Origin of the sequence: Hyphomicrobium zavarzinii ATCC 27496, assembly GCF_000383415.1 — a bacterium.
Lineage (GTDB): Bacteria > Pseudomonadota > Alphaproteobacteria > Rhizobiales > Hyphomicrobiaceae > Hyphomicrobium_C > Hyphomicrobium_C zavarzinii.
Genome location: NZ_KB911255.1, coordinates 579854 through 600622, shown reverse-complemented (window position 1 = coordinate 600622; position 20769 = coordinate 579854). Strand labels below are relative to the sequence as shown.

At 64.6% G+C, this 20769-nt stretch carries 14 protein-coding genes; 5 read left to right on the top strand and 9 right to left on the bottom strand.

Annotation, left to right across the window (positions count from 1 at the left end; translation table 11 throughout):
* Window positions 1–88: 88 nt before the first annotated feature.
* The 5 genes from accC to F812_RS0102740 form a co-directional block, all read right to left on the bottom strand.
* Window positions 89–1432 (bottom strand): acetyl-CoA carboxylase biotin carboxylase subunit, encoded by a 1344-nt coding sequence (accC, locus tag F812_RS0102760; protein ID WP_020084428.1) that lies wholly within the window; start codon window positions 1430–1432, stop codon window positions 89–91.
* A gap of 93 nt (window positions 1433–1525) precedes the next feature.
* A complete protein-coding gene (accB, locus tag F812_RS0102755; protein ID WP_020084427.1) occupies window positions 1526–2023 on the bottom strand; it encodes an acetyl-CoA carboxylase biotin carboxyl carrier protein in 498 nt (165 codons plus the stop codon).
* Window positions 2024–2087: 64 nt separating this feature from the next.
* Window positions 2088–2525, bottom strand: a complete 438-nt coding sequence (gene aroQ, locus F812_RS0102750) for a type II 3-dehydroquinate dehydratase (protein ID WP_020084426.1) — start codon at window positions 2523–2525, stop codon at window positions 2088–2090.
* Between the two features lie 283 nt (window positions 2526–2808).
* Complete coding sequence (locus F812_RS0102745) at window positions 2809–3654, bottom strand: DsbA family protein (RefSeq protein ID WP_020084425.1); 846 nt, start codon at window positions 3652–3654, stop codon at window positions 2809–2811.
* Window positions 3655–3718: 64 nt separating this feature from the next.
* A complete protein-coding gene (locus F812_RS0102740; RefSeq protein WP_020084424.1) occupies window positions 3719–5122 on the bottom strand; it encodes a M48 family metalloprotease in 1404 nt (467 codons plus the stop codon).
* 215 nt (window positions 5123–5337) lie between these two features.
* Between F812_RS0102740 and F812_RS0102735 the strand changes: the two genes are divergently transcribed.
* Entirely contained in the window at window positions 5338–6543 is a 1206-nt protein-coding gene (locus F812_RS0102735) for a pyridoxal phosphate-dependent aminotransferase (RefSeq protein WP_020084423.1), read from the top strand.
* Window positions 6544–6593: 50 nt separating this feature from the next.
* On the opposite strand, the gene F812_RS26915 is transcribed toward F812_RS0102735, so the two are convergent.
* Complete coding sequence (locus tag F812_RS26915; RefSeq protein ID WP_245257608.1) at window positions 6594–7184, bottom strand: D-Ala-D-Ala carboxypeptidase family metallohydrolase; 591 nt, start codon at window positions 7182–7184, stop codon at window positions 6594–6596.
* 445 nt (window positions 7185–7629) lie between these two features.
* Window positions 7630–10653, bottom strand: a complete 3024-nt coding sequence (locus F812_RS0102725; RefSeq protein WP_020084421.1) for an Rne/Rng family ribonuclease — start codon at window positions 10651–10653, stop codon at window positions 7630–7632.
* Between the two features lie 922 nt (window positions 10654–11575).
* Here F812_RS0102725 and F812_RS0102720 point away from each other — a divergent pair.
* The 3 genes from F812_RS0102720 to prfB all read left to right on the top strand — a co-directional run bounded on the left by F812_RS0102720 (window position 11576) and on the right by prfB (window position 17040).
* Window positions 11576–12823: an N-acetylmuramoyl-L-alanine amidase gene (locus tag F812_RS0102720; RefSeq protein ID WP_156827191.1), complete on the top strand. Its 1248-nt coding sequence runs from the start codon at window positions 11576–11578 to the stop codon at window positions 12821–12823.
* Between the two features lie 384 nt (window positions 12824–13207).
* On the top strand, window positions 13208–15769 hold the full coding sequence (locus F812_RS0102715) for a penicillin-binding protein 1A (RefSeq protein ID WP_051113743.1): 2562 nt from the start codon (window positions 13208–13210) through the stop codon (window positions 15767–15769).
* A 139-nt stretch (window positions 15770–15908) separates the two neighbouring features.
* Window positions 15909–17040 (top strand): peptide chain release factor 2 gene (gene prfB, locus F812_RS0102710; RefSeq protein WP_156827190.1). Its coding sequence is split into 2 segments (ribosomal slippage): window positions 15909–15977 and window positions 15979–17040, totalling 1131 coding nucleotides; the frame shifts between segments, so codons are not numbered across the junction.
* 600 nt (window positions 17041–17640) lie between these two features.
* On the opposite strand, the gene F812_RS0102705 is transcribed toward prfB, so the two are convergent.
* A complete protein-coding gene (locus tag F812_RS0102705; protein WP_040497750.1) occupies window positions 17641–18006 on the bottom strand; it encodes an ArsC family reductase in 366 nt (121 codons plus the stop codon).
* Window positions 18007–18008: 2 nt separating this feature from the next.
* Window positions 18009–19595: a glutamine-hydrolyzing GMP synthase gene (gene guaA, locus F812_RS0102700; RefSeq protein WP_020084416.1), complete on the bottom strand. Its 1587-nt coding sequence runs from the start codon at window positions 19593–19595 to the stop codon at window positions 18009–18011.
* A 301-nt stretch (window positions 19596–19896) separates the two neighbouring features.
* Between guaA and F812_RS22305 the strand changes: the two genes are divergently transcribed.
* Entirely contained in the window at window positions 19897–20757 is an 861-nt protein-coding gene (locus F812_RS22305) for a leucyl/phenylalanyl-tRNA--protein transferase (protein WP_198011119.1), read from the top strand.
* Window positions 20758–20769 lie beyond the last annotated feature (12 nt).

Here is a 20769-nt window from a genome sequence, read left to right as displayed (position 1 = left end):
CTCAACGTCCTTGCGCCGGCTATCCGGCACCAGGCGCGATACTAAAGCCGGATCACTCGAGTGGCGAGTACCTTGACCACACCGCGCGTCAGGACTGCTTCCCGAGATACTTTTCTAGCCAATGGATATCGTAGAGCCCGTTGGCAATGTCCGGCTGCCGGATCAGTTCGTTGAACAACGGGATCGTCGTCTCGATTCCGTCGATCACGAACTCCGACAACGCGCGCCTAAGGCGCATCAGGCATTCATTGCGGTTCTTTCCGTGCACGATCAGCTTACCAATCAAGCTGTCGTAGAACGGGGGAATGCGATAGCCCTGGTACACACCGCTGTCGACACGCACGCCAAGTCCGCCCGGCGGATGCCAGTAAGTGATCTGGCCAGGCGAAGGCCGGAAGGTGCGCGGATTCTCGGCGTTGATTCGACACTCGATCGCATGCCCGGAGAACGTGATGTCCTCCTGCTTGAACCCGAGCTGGCCGCCGGACGCCACGCGGATCTGCTCCAGCACGAGGTCGATGCCGGTGATGGCCTCGGTGACCGGATGCTCCACCTGCAGACGCGTGTTCATTTCGATGAAATAGAACTCGCCGTCCTCGAACAGGAACTCGACCGTTCCTGCGCCGCGGTACTTGATCTTGCGCATCGCGGCGGCGACGACCTCGCCGATCTTCTGGCGCGAAGCGGCGTTGAGCGCGGGCGACGGAGATTCTTCGAGGATCTTCTGGTGGCGCCGCTGCAGCGAGCAATCGCGCTCGCCGAGGTGCACCGCGTTGCCCTTGCCATCGCCGAACACCTGGATCTCGATGTGGCGCGGCTTCTGCAGATATTTCTCGATATAGACGGAGTCGTTGCCGAACGCCGCCTTGGCTTCCGAGCGTGCCGTCGCGAGAGCGATGCCGAGGTCCGCCGCCGAATGGGCAACCTTCATGCCGCGGCCGCCGCCGCCGGCGGTCGCCTTGATCAGCACAGGGAAGCCCATGTCCTTGGCGATCTTCATCGCCTGCGCTTCGCTGGTCACCGCGCCATCGGAGCCGGGCACCACCGGAATGCCGAGCTTCTTGGCGGTTTCCTTGGCTTCGATCTTGTCGCCCATGATCCGGATGTGCTCGGACGTGGGGCCGATGAAGGTGATCGAATGCTCTTCGAGGATCTCCGCGAAGCGGGCGTTCTCGGAAAGGAAGCCGTAGCCCGGATGGACGGCATCCGCGCCGGTGATCTCGCAAGCGGCCAGCAACCGCGGAATGTTGAGATAGCTGTCGCTGGCGGGCGGCGAGCCGATGCACACGCTCTCGTCGGCAAGCCTAACGTGCATCGCATCCGCGTCAGCCGTCGAATGGACGGCCACCGTCGCAATGCCGAGCTCCTTGCACGCGCGCTGAATGCGCAGCGCGATCTCACCCCGGTTGGCAATAAGGACCTTGTCGAACATTCTTATGTCGGGCAACCGGCAACAGGCAGCTGGCAGCATATACGAGGATCAGATCCCGCTGCCCGTTGCCCGCTGCCCGCTGCCGCTTCTCCCTTATTCAATGATCACAAGCGGCTCGCCGAACTCCACGGGCTGGCCATTCTCCACCAGAACGGCCGTGACCGTTCCCGCACGCGGGGCGGGGATCTGGTTCATGGTCTTCATCGCCTCGATGATCAGCAGCGTATCGCCCTGCTGCACGCGCGCCCCGACCTCGACGAACGGAGGCGCCTTCGGATCGGGCGAGCGATAGGCCGTGCCGACCATCGGCGACTTGACGGCACCCGGATGCTTGGCGGGATCGCCGCCTGCCGCGGGCGCCGGCTGCGCACCCGGCCCGGCCGAAGGCGCGGAAACCGGGGCAGGCGCACCAGAGAAATGAGAGGCAGCGGGCACGGCCGCCGCGATCGTCACCGTGCGGGCAACGCGCACCTTGAGCCCGCTCTTCTCGATCTCGATCTCTGAGAGACCCGTATCGTTCAAGAGCTGTGCGAGCTCCCTGATCAACTGCTGCTCGCCACTCGGTTTCTCGGCATCGTCTTTCGCCGTCATGCGCGCTAGCCCTTTCCCTTTCGGCTTCTTATCGCTGTCTTTGGATTTGTGTTTCACGAGACGCTCATGTCACCAGCTTCGCCATTGCGTCGAGTGCAAGCTCGTAGCCTTGAACGCCGAGGCCGCAGATGACGCCCTTTGCGGCAAGCGAGACATAGGAGTGGTGACGAAAACTCTCGCGGCGGAAAATATTGGAAAGATGCACTTCGATCACCGGCAGCTCCGCGGCCGTGAGTGCATCGAGAATGCCGATGGACGTGTGCGTGAGCGAGCCGGCATTGAGAATGATCCCGGAAGCCGCGCCGCGCGCTTCCTGAATCCATCCGATGAGCTCGCCCTCGTGATTGGTCTGGCGGAATGAAACAGTAAGCCCCAGCGCAGCCGCCCTCGCCTCTGCCCGCTGGCGCACGTCATCGAGCGTATCCCGGCCGTAGATCTCGGGCTCGCGCACGCCGAGCAAGTTCAGGTTCGGGCCGTTGAGGACGAATACGGGTTTGGCCATTCGCGCTTCTGCAAGGGAGTGTGGGCTGAGTGGTCGTTAGCTGAACCGCTTTTTCGCGGACGCTTCCGTCCATGAATGCAGGCCCTCCCGGCACCGGGAAAGCCACACAAGGTCCCTAGCAGCTTTAACGCACCCGCGAAAGGTCGCCAAGCCAAACGTTATGGGGCGTGTTTACCAAACCGTCTCCGGACAGAGGATCAAGGCACACCCCTAAGAAACGGGGAAAATCAAGTGCATAGAAGGCCGCCGCGGACCGAAGCCGGCCACGGCGGCCTTCTGTTTCTCAGCAATAGGTGCAGCCGGACTTCCTCAGCGCAACCACGTGCTCCTCGAGCACGTCGTAAAGGTTCTCGGGCGCCCCGCCGATGGCACGGTCGCCGACCAGGAAGTGGGGCGTGCCGTTGATGGAGAGCTTGCGGGCGAGGTCCTTCACCCGGTCGAGCTCGGCCTTGACCTCGGGCGAGTTCATGTCGGCCTTGAGCTTCGCCATGTCGAGCCCGTGAGCCTCCGCGACCTTGAGGCCGACCGCCTCGTTCACGAGGCCCTTGGTCGAGATCATGTCGCGATGGACTTCCCAATACTTGCCCTGCATGCGCGCGGCGAGCGCCACCTTGGCCGCCTGCTCGGATTCGTCACGCAGGATCGGAAATTCCTTGAACACCACGCGAACGTTCTTGTCCTTCTCCACCAGCTTCGCGATCTCGCCGAAGCCGCGCTTGCAGTATCCGCAGTTGTAATCGAAGAACTCGACCACGGTGATATCGCCGTCCGGATTGCCCGCGACCGGCGCATTGGGAGCGCGATAGATCTCCTTGGCGTGCTCCGCAACCATCGCCTTCGTGCGATCGGCCTCGTCCTTGGCGAGCTTGGCTTCGAGCGAGCTCTGCACCTCGAGGAAGATCTCGGGGTTCTTGACGAGGTAGTCCTTTACGATCGCTTCGATCGCCTTGCGCTGATCGGGGCTGAACTCGTTGGCGCCGACCTGAGGCGCCGCGATCGCCGCACGGTCCTTCGCGTCTCCGGCCATCACGAACCACAGTCCGGTGATGAGAAGCAGCGGTGCCGCCACGAGCGCGCCGATGCTGAGGCCCGAGGGCCTGTTCGGCTTGTTGGGATTGGATTGGGTCATATGCGCTCCATAAGATGGCCGCGGACCAGTTCTCGGCCGCGCCTCGATAGGGGAATATAGGTCTTCAGGTCTGGGGCTTGTAGTTGATGATGTCGTCCGCCTTCACCCAGTCGGGTGAACCCGCCTTGAGACCGGCCTGGGCGCGTTTCGCAAACTCCTGCGCCTGTTTCAAGGCTCCAAAATAGAAGAGCCCTTGCGCCCGCGCCAGTTCTGCCTGCGCCATCATGCCCTTGTCGTAATACGCCTGCCCGAGCGTGTTATAGGCCGTGGCGTTGTCGGGCTCTTTCTGGACGGCCTTGCGCAAGAGGTTGATCGCCTCGTCGGCAACGCGGGGGTCCTTCGTCTGGATCAGCGCTTGCGCGAGCTGAACGCCCACGAGCGGCGCATCTCCGCCGTGGAGTTGCAGCGCCTTCCTGAAAGGTCCGATGGCCTCCTGCGGGCGGCCGGCCTTCTGCAGGAAGTCACCCTTCACCTCCCAGAAGTAAGGATCGTTCGGCCTCTCGCGCAGAAGCGCATCCGCGCCTTGCAGCGCCGTCTCAAGGCCGCCCGCCCCGCCCCGGCGGAACGAGGCGATGGCCCGCGCATAACGCGCCGGCAGGCTCGTATCGGACGGTGGATAGCGGTTGAACACCACCGCCGGCGGCTCGATGTAGCCCGAGAGTTTCGCACGCACCATGTCGTGGCGAAGCTGAAGCTCGGGTGCATCTTTGTTGTTGTAGTAGGGGCTGCTCTCCACGAGCTGCCTCAGCCGCGCCAGACGGTCCGTGGCCACGGGATGGGTGCGCGCGAACGCGTCCTTGTGTGCGTCCGAGAACAGCTCCTGCCCCGCGAACCGCTCGAAGGTGGCGAGCATGCCCCGCCCGGATTGCTGAGTGGCGTTGAGATACTGAAGGCCAGCTTGGTCAGCCGCCGATTCCTGTGAACGCCGCTCGGCCGTCAGACCACGCATGATGAGCTCGTTGCCGCCCATCATCACGCCCTGTCCCGCGCTTCCGATTTCTTTGCCCGCATCCCCTCCCGAGACCGCGCCGCCGATCATGGCGCCGATGCCGAGCAGCTGGATGAGGAGCGCACGCGTCTGATCCTTCGCGATGCGCGAGCGAAGGGCCGCCATATGACCGCCTGCGATATGGCCTGCTTCGTGCGCGAGCACGCCGATCACCTCGTTCGGCGTATTGGCCTGCATCAGCGTGCCGGTGTGCATGAACACGTTGCGCCCGTCGATCACGAAGGCGTTGAACGCATCGTTGTTGACGATGCGGACGGTGACACGCCCGGTGCCGAGGCCCGCCGCACGGAAAATCTTCTGGGAGTAGTCGTTGAGCAGAAGCTCGATCTCGGTGTCGCGGATCAGCGGCAACCCTTGCGCCCGCGCGGACGGCGCGGAGAAAAGTCCCGTGACGGCGCCAGCCATCGATACGGCAAGGACGATCGCGCGAAGGCGGAATCTCAAGTTCGATGTGTTCATGCTCGTTGGATCGCTCGAAAAACTCGCGCCGAATTGTGCAGAAGACAACGCCCACCTCGCCCTAAATGGGCATACCGAGCCGAGGAGCGCAAGACCAGCGGCCGCGATACTGGCCAGACCGCAGGTTGGCGCCTATAAGCCCTCCCGATTAACGACGCGAACGGCGCGTTTCCATGACATGGACCTGCGCCATTGCGGCCAAAGGAAGGCGTTCGATGACGAGCAACCAGGCCCCCGGCCGCAAAGATGCGCGCACCCGTGCACCCGCCCGCCGGAGCGACATCGCAAGCTTCATTGTCATGGACGTCATGCACGCGGCCGCCGTGCTCGAAGCACAGGGACGCTCCATCATCCACATGGAAGTGGGCCAGCCGGGAACACCCGCACCCGAGGCGGCCTTGGCGCGCGTCAAGTCCGCTCTCCATTCCGAAACGCTCGGATATACCGCGGCCCTCGGCATCGGCGACCTGAGGCGGCGCATCGCACGCTCCTACGGCGAACGTTACAACGTCGACGTCGACCAGAGCCGCGTCATCGTCTGCACCGGCTCGTCGGCCGCCTTTCTCCTGGCGTTCCTTGCCCTATTCGATGCGGGTGCGCGTGTCGCGCTCCCCTCGCCGGGCTATCCCTGCTACCGCCACATCCTCTCGGCTCTCGGCTGCGCCTCGCCACTCATCGAAACCAGCCCCGAGACGCGTTGGATGCCGACACTCGACCAGCTCGCAGCCCTCGACCGCGACGTCGGCCTCGATGGGCTTCTGATCGCGAGCCCCGCCAATCCCACGGGCACCATGATCGAGCCCGAGCGCCTACGGGAGCTGGCCGGATACTGCGACGACCGCGGCCTCTGGTTCGTGTCGGATGAGATCTACCACGGGCTGACCTACGAGAAGGCGGCAACAACGGCCCTCTCGGTTTCCGGCAACGCCGTCGTCATTAATAGCTTCTCGAAATATCACGCCATGACCGGCTGGCGCGTCGGCTGGCTTGTCGTCCCGCCCTCGCTGGTGCGCACCATCGAGCGGCTTCAGCAGAACTTCTTCATATCGGCTCCGGCCGTCTCTCAGATCGCAGCCCTCGGCGCGTTTGAGGCGCACGACGAGCTCGAACGAAACCGCGAGACCTACGCAAAGAACCGGACGTTGCTCCTGGACGCCTTGCCAAAGGCGGGCTTCACGGCGCTCGCCCCCGCGGACGGCGCCTTCTATCTCTATGCGGACGTCTCGCGTTTCACGCACGACGCCCGGAGCTTCGCCACAGACATGCTGAACGAGATCGGCGTGGCCGTCACCCCCGGCCTCGATTTCGACGAGGCGCGCGGCAACCAGTTCCTGCGCTTTTCCTATGCCGGCACGGAAGCCGACATCGCGGAGGGCGCGCGCCGCATCGCCGATTGGCCCCGTCTTCGGACTGCGCGGTGACGCGACAAAAAAGGGGGCGACCGGCGCCCCCTTTTCCGAAGCCGGATCGATCAGCCTCTGCCGCCCGCACCGAGCGACACGAAGCGCGGACCGATATCCACGTGGATGTGGTTCATGTTCCGGTAGGTCATGGTGCCGCCCGCCATGTGGTTGGCGCGCAGCCAGTTCACGATTGCGGCCTTGCGTCCGCCCGCGTTGAAGTCGACGGCCAGGCCGAAACCATGCTTCGACGGCTTGCCGCTGCCCGCGATGCGCGCGCCCGGACGGCAGGTCGAGATCACCTGCACGGGGCCGAACTGTGCCTCGATGCGATCGAGAAGAGCGCGGGCCGAAGCCTGGAGGCAGCCGCGCGAGGCGCCGCCGCCACCGCCGCCCGTATGGCTGGCCGTCATGGCACGGCCCTGCAGGCGGGCGGCACGGCCGACCTTGCCCTGGCCACGATACTTGGCGGACTTGCCGGTGGTGCGCCGCGCAGTGGCGCGAGCCTTGTTGTTCGAGGTGTACGCCTTCTTCGGCGCAGCGCGGCGATCCGCTTCGTAGAGCGAGCTGACGGGACCGTTGTCGATCCGCGCTTCGGCCGGCGCTGCGAGACACGCAGCGACACCCATACCCACTACGGCAGCAAGAATACGCTTGCTCATGGAGAACTCCCTTTAAATCTACTGAGGAATTCCGGAGACCGCACAACAACGGTAAGAAGAAAGAGATATCAGTCCCGGAATACTTCAAGTCACAACCGTGATATCTGGAAACGAAATCAAGAAATGTTCCCAGCTCACGTCATGGGAGCAATGGAGTGACGCCCCCATCACGGCCGGAATATCGAAACTCGGCCTTACCATTACTCCGCACGACGGGGCGGCAGTCACCAGCCGGATATGGTCAAAATGTGGCTTGCGGCCACGCGCGAGGGGCGCCTCGAAAGGCGTCGGACAGCGCTCTTTGAATTCGTTCGGGATTCTCCGGCCGCCCCGAAACGGACGAGCAAATTTGTCGCGACCCCAATCGGTTGGGGACGACAGTGAAACGGGCCGGGCAACTATGCCCGGCCCGTCCATGATGTAGTCAGGAAAAGAGACCGCGCAGTCAGCCGCCCAGACGGCGCTGCCACCAGCCGCGCCGAACGGTCGGCTCCTCGCCGCCCCCTGCGTCCGCACTGCCGGTCTGATCCGGCGACACCACGACCCGCTCGAGCTTCGGCTCGGCCGAGGTTGCCTGTCGGGCCCGAACGCGCGCTAGGACCGTATCCTCCTGCGCCGGCACCTCGCTTTGAGATGGGGCGGCAGGCTGCTCGGGAGCAGCCTTAGCGCGCGGCGCGTCCTCAGTCTCGACGGCAACCGCCTCCACGACCGGCGCGTCGGGCTGAGCCCGCGGTGCGCGCTCGCGGCGGCGCGGCTCACGGGCCGCCGGAGCCGCCACCTGAGTTTCTTCCGCAATCACTTCGATGGGCGCTGCGTCGTCGACCTGAGCATCGTCCAGCCCGGTATCGGCATCTTCATCGCCCGAGAAAGTCTGCTCGCCAGCCTCGTTCACTGAGCCGGCACCCTCGCCGTTCCGCGCGCGATCGCGGCCGCGACGGCCACCGCGCCGGCCACGACGCCTGCGCCGGCCGCCGCCCTCTTCAGAGCGTTCTCCATTCCGCTGGCCCGAGGCGCGCTCCTCGCGAGGAGCGCCTTCGTCGTCCCCGTAAGCATCCTCGATCTCGATCGGGCCGCCTTCGCCGCCGACCTCGATGGGCTCATCGCCGTCGGGGCCTCCGTCCTGCAGATCGTCCTCGTAAGGCTGCGGCTCGTCGCCACGACGCCCCTCGATCCGGCCCTCGCCGCCACGCTCGCGATCACCGCTGCCACCGCGACGGCCACGCCGGCGGCGCCGGCGGCGGCCACCCTCGCGGCCTTCCTGCTGGCCACGGCCATCGTCGCGGCCACGGCTTTCGCCGCGCGGCTCGCTGCCGGAAGCGGCCAATTCTTCGTCCGCACCCTCCTCGTCGGCGTCACCCTCACGGCCTTCCTCGCCCGCGAAGCCCCAATCCATGTTGACCGCGGCACGGTCCGGACGGCGCGTTGCGACGGGCGCGGCATGCCCCTTCTCGATCAGGAAGTTCGCGCCCTGCAGCTTGTCGCTCGCCTGCACGGTCACGAAGATGCCCTGACGGGCTTCCATCTCATTGATGAAGTGGCGCTTGTTGTTGAGGATGTAGAGCGCGACGCTCGACGTCGTGGTAGCGACCAGCGACGTCCGCGCACCCGCCAGCATCGCATCCTCGAGCGCACGCAGAACGGCGAGCGCAACGCTCTCGGTGGAGCGGATAATGCCGGTACCCTGGCAGTGCGGGCACTGCGAGGTGGAGCCTTCGAGCACGCCCGAGCGCAGACGCTGGCGGCTCATCTCCATAAGGCCGAAATGGCTGATCCGGCCGAGCTGAATGCGCGCACGGTCGAAACGAAGCGCATCCTTCAGCCGCCGCTCGACGGCGCGGTTGTTGCGCTTCTCCTCCATGTCGATGAAGTCGATCACGATCAGGCCCGCGAGGTCGCGGAGCTTGAGCTGACGCGCGATCTCGTCGGCCGCCTCGAGATTGGTGTTGAGCGCCGTCTCCTCGATGGAGAACTCGCGCGTGGATTTGCCCGAGTTCACGTCGATCGCCACCAGCGCTTCCGTCTGGTTGATGACGAGGTAGCCGCCCGACTTCAGCGTCACGTAGGGATTGAACATGGCATTGAGCTGGCGCTCGATGCCGTACTTCGTGAACAGCGGCTCGGGATCCTGGTGCGCAAGGACGTTCTTGGCATGGCTCGGCATGAGCATGCGCATGAAGTCCTTGGCATCCTTGTGCGCGTGCTCGCCCGCGACGATGATCTCCTCCACGTCCTTGTTGTAAAGGTCGCGGATCGAACGCTTGATCAGGTTGCCTTCCTCATAGACGAGGCTCGGCGCCGTGCTCTCGAGCGTGAGGTCACGGACGCTCTCCCACAGGCGCAGCAGGTATTCGAAATCGCGCTTGATCTCCTGTTTGGTTCGCGAGGCACCTGCCGTGCGGATGATGAGCCCCATGCCCTCCGGCACTTCGAGCTCCTGCGCGATGGCCTTGAGCCGCTTGCGGTCCTGCGGATTGGTGATCTTGCGCGAGATACCGCCACCGCGCGCCGTGTTCGGCATCAGCACGGTGTAACGGCCTGCGAGCGAAAGATAGGTGGTAAGCGCCGCCCCCTTGTTGCCGCGCTCTTCCTTGACGACCTGCACCAGGATGACCTGGCGGCGCTTGATGACCTCTTGGATCTTGTAGCTGCGCGGACGGCGGCGCGGACGCGAGGGAAGCTCCTCGAGCGCATCCTCGGCGCCAGCACTTTCGAGCGCCTCGGGCTCGCTAGCCCCGCTGGCGACGACCTGCACGACGCCGCCTTCGCCGGCATCCCCTGCCGGGGCTTCCGGAGCGGCCTCGGCTTGAGAGGCCTCCTCAGCCGCTTCGACGGCGACGGCATCCGCCGCCGGCGTCTCCGGCTCGTCATCCGGGGAAGAGTCGAGATCACCGCCTTCGAAACCGCCGGCGCTCTCGGGCTCCGCGACGTCCTCTACGAGCACGTCGTCGCGAACGCTGGCCTCGGCGATGACCTCGGGACCATGATCGTCGTCGGCGCCGTCGTCCTCTGTGCTGGCGTCGTCCAGATCCTCCGAACCGTTCTCCTCGTCGGAGTGGTCGTCGTCTGACCGGGCGCCGTCCTCAGATCCGGCCTCCTGGCCGCGAGCGCCGCCTTGGTGCTGCCGTCTGCGCGCCAGCCGTTCGGCCCGTGCGTCAGCGGCAGCCTCCTCCTCGGCTTCCGCGGCCGCTTCCTCGTCGAGGAGCGCCTGCCGGTCGGCCATCGGGATTTGGTAGTAGTCGGGATGGATTTCGTTGAATGCGAGAAAGCCGTGGCGGTTTCCGCCGTAGTCGACGAAGGCCGCCTGGAGCGAAGGCTCCACCCGCGTAACCTTTGCCAGATAGATATTCCCGCGAAGCAGTTTGCGGGCAGCGCTCTCGTAGTCGAACTCCTCTACACGTCCGTTGCGCAGAACCACCACCCGAGTCTCCTCGGGGTGGGTGGCATCGATAAGCATCTTGTTGGGTGCCATGTGTTTTTGTCCTTTGCGCGCCGGTGGGCCGAACCACCGGAACCGGCCAGACGGCCGGAGGCGACAAGCGGCCGGGTCGTGGCGCGCGCCTTGGTTGTGGTGTTTGAAATGAAAGTGTTGGGGGTGAACTTACGGGCGCGCATCCCGCGCACAGCCGGGCGGGCCGGATGCGCGACGCCTCGGGCCGCGATCGGGCCGGAAGCTGAGAAACGGAATGTGCGGTCGATCTGCATGAGCTTCGAGTGACAGGTTTCCTGATGGAGGCCTGGGGCATGCCCGAACGCAGAAACTGCGCTGGAGCGGAAAGCGGGGAACCGTCCCTGGTGCGTGCGCGGCACGTGAGCTGCAACAGCACCGGAGATGATCCGGAGTTTGCACGAGAGGACAGCGTCAGCCGTCGTCGGGTGAAAAAGGCCCGCGCGGTTCGGCAAGAGCACAGTCCCGCCCGCCTGCGGCACCCCTTTCAACGGCGCCAATCAGGCAAGCTGCATCGTAGCCAAGACCGCGCCCTTGGTTCGAGACATCGGGTGCGACGCGCTTCGGCGCATCAATCCGCCAAACCTCCTCGGAGGCCAAGGCAAACGCTGCCGATCACAAAGCGCGCGCCGAGCTGTCATCGAGCCGTGCGCATCGTCCGCTTCTGGGACTTGGCGATCACCGGTTGGGAAAAAAGCTGGCCCTAAACCAGACCGAGCATCCTGCAACCAGCTAAACTCTCGCGTGAAGAGGACGTACTCAACACGATGCGGGTTAATTTTGTACGGGTTCGCTGGCAGGCTGGCAAGTACGATATCAAGGAAACCGAGCCGCAGGCGCCCACAATCGGCCATGCCCTTGCGCAAAAGCGGCGAATATGACCTAACTTGTAGAGCCTACGTGATAATTTGCTCACGAACGCGATGGGGAACGCGTGCAGCCGGGGATGGGAACCAGGACCGGAACTGTTGGCCTGCGGACGGCTTTGGCAGCCTTCGCGGTGCTGATGCATATCTGGAGCGGTTCCCCCGCCACGGCCGATACGGTGGCCACAGCAACCCGCGCCGAGCTCACCGGAGACACCAACCGGACCACCTTCCAGCTCGATTTGACCGCGGGCGTCACCGCCGAGATTTTCACCCTCGCCAATCCCTATCGCGTCATCGTCGATCTGCCTGACGTGACGTTCCGCCTGCCGGACGGCACGGGCCAGGGGGGCAGCGGACTGGTGCGCGCCTTCCGTTACGGACTGTTCGCCGAACGCAAGGCGCGCGTCGTGCTTGACACCACGGGGCCGGTCCGCATCGAGCGCGCGGCCATGACCGCAGCGCCGAAAGGAAACGGCATCGTCTTCACCTTCGATATGGTGACCACGGCGCCCGAAAGCTTCGGCATGGGCACGGGGGCTGGCAAGGCCGAGCCCTCCCCCACTCCCCCGGCAGACGAGAGCAAAGCCCTCGCCAAGCCCAAGCGCTCCGGCAAGGCCATCATCATGATCGACCCCGGCCATGGCGGCATCGACGGCGGCGCGACCGGCGCCAGCAACGTGCTCGAGAAGAATGTCGTACTGGCGGTTGGCAAGGAACTGGGGCGCCAGCTCGCAACGACGGGCCGCTACGATGTCCGCATGACCCGGGCATCCGACGTTTTTATCTCTCTTGATCAGCGTCTTAATATGTCTCTCACGCAGGGCGTCGATCTCTTCATCTCGCTGCACGCCGATTCCCTGCCCGAGCAGAACATCGCCCAGACCATCCGTGGTGCGACCATCTACACGCTCTCGGAGCGAGCCTCGGACGAGCAGGCTCGCCGCATGGCCGAAAAGGAAAACGCATCGGATCTCGTCGCCGGCCTGAGCTCCGCCGACAGCCGCGGCGACGACGAGGTGAAAAGCATCCTCATCGACCTCATGAAACGCGAGACGGCAAATTTCTCGACCGACTTCTCGAACACCCTCGTCCACAAGATGAAGCGCGCGACCACGCTGTCCCGGGATCCCCAGCGCGCCGCCGCCTTCAAGGTGCTGAAGCAGACCCATGCCCCATCGGTGCTGATCGAGCTCGGCTACCTCAGCAATCTCGAGGACGAGAAGCTCCTGAACTCGCCCGAGTGGCACAAGAAGGTCGCGTCCTCCATTACCGCCGCCGTGGACAGCTATTTCACGAAACGCACGGCGGGCTCGCCCGCCCCCTGAACATGCCCCGCCGCGGCCAAGTGTCGTGCAGCGCGGCGCGCATATCTGCGGATTAAACCTTCGCCAACTGCTTCGCGCCTAAACTTCGGCACTTTTTCAATGCCTAACCGCTTGGAGTGGCATCAGCAAAGATCGGTTTAGGATGGGCAGGGTTTATGGACGACGTGATGCCACAATCCATGTTAATGTTTCGGCTTGATCCAAGGGTTGCTGCAGTGCAATAGCAAGGGCAACCACGGCATTTCCGGCTCAGTTGTGACAGGCTTGTCGAAGGAAATGCGGCAAACACAAATGTCTCGGGCGTATTCCGATCTGCCATGTTGGGATCGGGCACGCACTTGCGAGTTCCCAGAACACCTTATTGGTCGAGCGGACCCAGGCTGAATGCGAGCCCCTACCCTTCCACCTCAGCAAGAGCCCCGCAGACGGACCAGGCGGCGCAAGAGCTTTCTCTTGAGCTTCCTCGGCTGGAGCTTCGCGGCGTTCGTCGTGCTCTTCCTGGTCGGCTCGGCAGGTGCGGGCTACGTGCTGTGGCAGGTCTCTAAGGATCTCCCGGACTACGAAAGCCTCGCCAAGTACGAGCCTCCGGTCATGACGCGCATCCACGCCCATGACGGCTCGCTGATCGCGGAGTACGCGCGCGAGCGGCGCATTTTCGTGCCGATCAACACCATTCCGAAGCGCGTGATCGCAGCTTTCCTCTCGGCGGAGGATCGCCGTTTCTATGAGCACGGCGGCCTCGACGTGCAGGGCATTGCGCGCGCCGTCTTCAAGTTCATCGAAACCAAGGCCCGCGGCGGCGACCGCCGGACGGAAGGCGCGTCCACGATCACCCAGCAGGTCGCCAAGAACTTCCTTCTCACCAGCGACCGCACCATCGATCGCAAGATCAAGGAAGCCATTCTCGCAATCCGCATCGAGCGCGCCTACTCGAAGGACAAGATCCTCGAGCTGTACCTGAACGAGATCTATCTGGGCATCGGCGCCTATGGCGTGGCAGCGGCAGGCCTCGCCTACTTCAACAAGGAGCTGAAGGACCTCACCATCGAGGAGGTCGCCTACCTCGCGGCGCTCCCGAAGGCCCCCAACAACTACCATCCGTTCCGCCAGAAGGTGAAAGCCACCGAGCGCCGCAACTGGATCATCGGCCAGATGGCCGAGAACGGTTACATCACCGAAGAGGAAGCGACCGAAGCCAAGGCCAAGCCGCTCACCGTGAACATCCGCCCGGGCGGCGCGCACATCTTTGCCGCTGAATACTTCGCCGAGGAAGTGCGCCGCTCGCTGATGTCAGCCTATGGCGAGGCAAAGCTCTACGCCGGCGGCCTCTCCGTCCGCACCACCCTCGATCCGCGTCTCCAGCAGATCGGCCGCAAGGCCCTGATCGACGGCCTCGTCGCCTACGACCGCAAGCAGGGCTGGCGCGGTCCGGTGAGCAAAATCGACATTGCGGGCGACTGGGGCGTGCCCCTCGGCGCCACCGACAGCCCCTCCGACATCGCCCCCTGGCGGCTCGGCGTCGTCCTCTCCATGGAGAAGACGAAAGCCGTCGTCGGCCTCAAGCCGGCGCGCAAGCAGGACGGCTCTCTCACAGACGAGCGCCACGCCGTCGAGATCACGCTCGACGAGATCAAGTGGGCGAAGGTTCCGGGCAAGCGCACGGAAGCGAAGCAGATCTCCGACATCCTCTCGCCCGGCGACGTGATCTACGTATCGCCCAAGGACGAGAAGAACCTCGCGGGCGTCTGGTCGCTCATGCAGATCCCCGAGATCAGCGGCGGCCTTATTGCCATGGATCCGCACACCGGCCGCGTGCTCGCCGTCGTCGGCGGCTTCTCCTTCGCCATGAGCCAGTTCGACCGCGCCCTGCAGGCGAAGCGCCAGCCAGGTTCGTCCTTCAAGCCGTTCGTCTACGCAGCCGCCATCGACAATGGTTACAAGCCCACCTCCATCGTGCTCGACGCGCCGATCGAGATCGAACAGGGCCCTGGCCAGGACATCTGGCGTCCGAACAACTACGAGAAGGAGCAGTCGGGCGGCCCGACCACGCTGCGCGTCGGCATCGAGAAATCGCGCAACCAGATGACGGTCCGCCTCGCCCAGGACATGGGCATGCCGATCATCACCGAATATGCCAAGCGCTTCGGCATCTACGACGACCTGCTTCCGGTGCTCTCCATGTCGCTCGGCGCAGGCGAGACGACGCTGCTGCGCATGGCGACCGCCTATTGCATGATCGCCAACGGCGGCAAGACCGTGCGCCCCACGCTGATCGACCGCATCCAGGATCGCTGGGGTAAGTCCGTCTGGCGCCACGACGCACGTCAGTGCATCGACTGCGCCGCCGATCATTGGGCCAACCAGCCCGAGCCGGACATCCCGGACGACCGCAAGCAGATCGTCGACCCGCACACCGCCTATCAGATGACCTCGATCATGGAAGGCGTCATCCAGCGCGGCACCGCCACCTCGCTCAAGGCCTTGAACCGCCCCCTCGCGGGCAAGACCGGCACGACCAACGAGGAGAAGGACGCCTGGTTCGTCGGCTACACGCCGGATCTCGTGGTTGGCGTCTTCGTCGGCTTCGACACGCCGCGTCCGATGGGCAAGGGCAACACCGGCGGCCACGTGACCGCGCCGATCTTCGGCAACTTCATGAAGGCCGCGCTGGCGGATCAGCCCGCCGTGCCCTTCCGTATCCCGCCCGGCATCAAGCTCGTGCGCGTCAACCTGAAGACCGGCCTGCGCGCCTCTCCGGATGACACGACCGCCATCATGGAAGCCTTCAAGCCCAACGAGGAGCCGGACGACGCCTACTCCGTCATCGGCTTCTCCGATCCTTACGCACAGAGCTCGGCGAGCGGACAGCCCCAGGACGGCGGCGCCTGGCAGGCAACTCCTTCGGCCCAACCAGGTTACGGCGGCGGACGCGGGGGCATGTGGTGAGAATTTCTCCCGCTTACGGTGCGCTTTAGTTGATCCACCGTAGGATTACGTGCAGCCCGACGACGCGTTTACATCCACCCGCGCCGCCACTATATCTCTCGCCATAACCCCCTATATCACTGTCTGTTGGGAGGCAGCTATGCGCGCTGAAGCGCAAAAAGTCGTGACTTCTATCGAAGAGGCGCTCGTCCTCTTGAGGAGGTCTCTTTGACCCGGAACAGGCAGAGGCTCGTCTAGCCGATCTCAACCGGCGCGCGGAAGATCCCGCGCTCTGGAATGACCCTGCGCAGGCCCAGAAGGTCATGCGCCAGCGTCAGCAGCTCGAACGCTCCCTCACGGACTTCCGCCGTATCGAGCGCGAGTTCGAGGACAATCTCACGCTGATCGAGCTCGGCGAGGCCGAGGAGGACGAGGCCACCGTCACCGAAGGTGAAGGCGCGCTGAAGCGTCTCGACGAGGAGGTTCAGCGCAAGAGCGTCGAGGCCATGCTCTCGGGCGAGGCCGACGGCATGGACACCTACGTCGAAGTCCATGCAGGCGCCGGCGGCACGGAAAGCCAGGATTGGGCCTCCATGCTGACCCGCATGTACATACGGTGGGCGGAACGGCGCGGCTTCAAGGTCAAGCTGATCGACGAGAGCCCGGGCGAAGAAGCCGGTCTCAAATCCGCGACGCTCGAGATCGAGGGCGAGAACGCCTACGGCTGGCTGAAGACGGAGGCCGGTGTGCACCGCCTCGTGCGCATCTCGCCGTTCGATTCCAACGCACGCCGCCACACGAGCTTCGCCTCCGTGACGGTCTACCCGGTGATCGACGACTCGATCGACATCGAGATCAATCCGGCCGACGTGGACGTGAGCTTTGCCCGGTCGAGCGGCGCAGGCGGACAGCACGTGAACCGTACCGAATCCGCCGTGCGCCTCGTGCACAAGCCGACCGGTATCGTCATCTTCGCGCAGGAGCAGCGCTCCCAGCACCAGAACAAGGACATCGCCTTCAAGCGTCTGAAGGCGCGCCTCTACGAGCTCGAACTGAAGAAGCGCGAGGAGCAGGCCTCCGCCGACCAGGCGGCCAAGACCGATATCGGCTGGGGCCACCAGATCCGCTCCTACGTGTTGCAGCCCTACCAGCTCGTGAAGGACCTGCGCACTGGAGAGCAGAGCTCGAACCCGGACGCAGTGCTGGACGGCGATCTTGACCCGTTCATTGAGGCGACCTTGGCCCAGCGCATGAAGGGCGGCACCGCCGCCGAGATTGCCGACCTCGATTAGTCAGCAGCGGGCAGCAGGCAACCGGCAGCGGCGTTCGCTGAGGTCGCTGCCTGCCCGCCGCTTCCCCTTGCCCTGTCCCCCAGGGAACAGCGGCCACCTCACAAATCTTTATGGTGCGACTCGTGGGAACCAAAGCGCCCTCCCCGCTGTTGGTCTCCCAGATCCGCCAGAGCAGCCACCCCCCGCGCCCTGGCGAGATAGAACACTGCCACGGGTTCCCCCGACCACGCTGGGCAGTGTTCACCCCACGATCGGCCCCCCAGTCCCCCCGCTGGGGGGCCTTTTTGTTGAATGCCGTTTAGAAAGAACCGCGTCTTCATATGTCAACTAATTGAATAGAAACAGCATTCAACGAACCCGCCGGAGCGGATCACGCAAAAATTCGCGCGGCCCACCCTCTCCCGCAGAATAAAGTTCCTTGTCGTCCGTTCTTCCCTAAGTGCGACCCGAATGCCTATGTCCCCGCGTTGGCAATCGAGCCGCATACCGCGTCTCATCAAAGCCGAGTGTCGCGATGAGCACGTCAATGGACGGGACAGGCCCCGCACACCTGTCCCGTCTTTTGTTTTTTCGGGTCTGGTGGATGCCCGGCCTCCGCGCTCAGTGGGCGAAGGCGGCCTCGTAGACGTCGGGCTTGAAGCCGACAATAAGCGTCTTGGCCCCGACCTCAAGCACCGGTCGCTTGATCAGCGACGGCTGGGCGAGCATCAGGGCAATCGCCTTCTTCTGATCGAGCCCCTGCTTTTCGGCATCCGGCAGCTTCCGGAACGTGGTCCCCGCGCGATTGAGCACGGTTTCCCAGCCGGCCTCCTTGCACCAGCGCTCCAGCCGCGCCTTGTCGATGCCGGACTTCTTGTAATCGTGAAAGACGGCCTCGATGCCCTGCGCCTCGAGCCAGGACCGGGCTTTCTTCATCGTGTCGCAATTGGGAATACCGTAAATCGTGACCGATTGCGTCTTGGCCATCTTCACTCCCACTCGATAGTGCCCGGCGGCTTGCTCGTCACGTCGTAGACCACGCGGTTGATGCCGCGCACCTCGTTGATGATGCGCGTGGCGGCGCGCCCCAGGAAGCCCATGTCGAACGGGAAGAAGTCGGCCGTCATGCCGTCCACCGAGGTGACGGCGCGCAGCGCGAGAACGTGGTCGTATGTGCGCCCGTCTCCCATGACGCCGACGGTCCGCACCGGCAGCAGCACGGCGAAGGCCTGCCAGATCGCATCGTACAGGCCCGCCTTGCGGATCTCGTCGAGATAGATCGCATCGGCCTTGCGCAGAATGTCGAGCTTCTCGACGGTGATCTCACCGGGAATACGAATTGCGAGACCCGGCCCCGGGAACGGATGACGTCCGACGAACGCGTCGGGCAGCCCGAGCTCGCGCCCGAGCGCGCGCACCTCGTCCTTGAACAGCTCGCGCAGCGGCTCCACGAGCTTCATGTTCATGCGCTCGGGCAGGCCGCCCACATTGTGATGCGACTTGATCGTGACCGACGGCCCGCCGCTGAACGACACGCTTTCGATCACATCCGGATAGAGCGTGCCTTGCGCGAGGAACTGCGCGGGCGCTGTATCGGCACGCGAAGCGCCAGAAGAGGAGCCGTCGCCGATCTTGCGCGCTTCCGCTTCGAACACCTCGATGAAGTGCTTGCCGATGGTCTTGCGCTTGGTTTCGGGATCGGAAACGCCCGCGAGCGCATCCAGGAACTGCTTCGAGGCGTCCACATGCACGAGCGGAATATTGAAGTGATCGCGGAACAGGCCGACCACCTGCTCGGCCTCTCCGAGGCGCATGAGGCCATGATCCACGAACACGCACGTGAGCTGATCGCCGATTGCCTCGTGGATCAGAACCGCGGCCACCGCACTGTCGACGCCGCCGGAAAGGCCGCAGATCACGCGCCCCTTGCCCACCTGCTTGCGGATACGCTCGATCATCTCGCGCCGGTAAGCGGCCATCGTCCAGTCGGGCTTGAGGCCCGCGATCCGATGCACGAAGTTCGAGATCAGCTTCTCGCCATCCGGCGTGTGAACGACCTCGGGATGGAATTGCACGGCATAGAAGCGCCGCGCCTCGTCGGCGACCGCCGCGAACGGAGCGTTCTCACTCGTCGCGATGACGCGAAACCCCTCGGGCAGCCGGGTCACGCGATCGCCGTGGCTCATCCACACCTGATGCCGGTCGCCCTTCTCCCACACTCCCTCGAACAAGGGGCTCTCTGCATCGACCGAAAGAACGGCCCGGCCGAACTCGCGATGATGCCCGCTTTCCACCTTGCCGCCGAGTTGCTCCGCCATGGTCTGCTGGCCGTAGCAGATGCCGAAAACCGGGATCCCGGCCTTGAACACGGCGTCGGGCGCCCGGGGGCTGCCCTCTTCCGGGACCGAGGAAGGCCCGCCGGAAAGAATGACGGCCTGCGGTTTGAGCTTGGCGAACGCCGCTTCGGCATTCTGGAAGGGATGGATCTCGCAATAGACGCCGGCCTCGCGAACACGCCGCGCAATGAGCTGCGTGACTTGGCTGCCGAAGTCGATGATGAGGACGGTGGCGGACATGGAGGTTGGGTCGCTCCCTGAGAAAGTCCGGGTAGACCACCCCGCCGCCCGAGCGTCAAGACAGCGGCGGGTGAAGCAAAGCCGCACTCCACCGCCGGCACCGGAAACGCGCCCCTCCCCCGCCTGAAGCACCCCAAACAGCGCCTTGCGGGAGCCGCGAAACCGGCTAACTGGCCCAACTCTTGCGATCCATGGGGTTATTCGTTCATTTCTGAGAGGCATAGTCCCTGCCATGTTCGCCCCTCGCCGAGCCCTCTTCGCGCCCCGCCCCCTCGAGGGAATGGGCGCCAGAGACAAGGAAATGACCGAGCCCGCGGGCCTGCCCCTGCGCGAGACGCCCTTCGAGGCCGCCAAGAGATGGGCACTCGGAGTCGCCTATGCGTTGCAGCCGCACCGCGTGGCGAGCGTCCCCCACCTTCTGGCCTGGACGGCACTCGACCTGTTACGCGGCGGCACGGAGATTCCAGATCAAAATCGGACGCGGTCCCGCCCTGACACATTCGGCGGCGTCGTTCGTGGCCTGACGGCCGAGACCTATGTGGCCGCGGCCCGCCTGGGCTTTTTCCCCTGGGCCCATTGCGGTCCCCTCAAGTGGTGGACCCGCGAGAAGCGCTCCATCCTGTTCTTTCCCGAGCTGCACATCTCCCGGCGCCTGAAGCGGCTCATGAGGACAGGCAAATACCGGGTGACGTTCGATACGGCATTCGAGGAGGTGCTGGCCAAGTGCGCAGCCCCCCGCGCCTACAATTGGCACGCCCTCACCTGGCTCACGCCGCGGTACAGGGCATTCTTCGCTGAGCTCCACCGCAAAGGCCACACGCACTCCTACGAGGTCTGGAACGCCGACGGTGAGCTCGTCGCCGGCGGTTTCGGCACCGTGGCCGGACGCGTCTTCGTCGGAGAATCCATGTTCAGCCGCGAGCCGGATACCTCCAAGCTCGGCAGCGTGGTGCTCTACGCGCACTTGAAACACTGGGGCTTCGCCTTCGTGGACGCTCGCGACACGACGCCCGTTCTGAGCAAGACGGGTTACCGCGAAATCCCGCGCGCCGAGTACGAAGCCCTCATGCGGGAGCACGCGACCGGCACCAGCCTCCCCGGGCGCTGGATCGCCGAGTTCTCTCCCGCAGAAGCCGTCGAAATGTTCGACAAGGCCACGTAGCAGGCGTCTGCC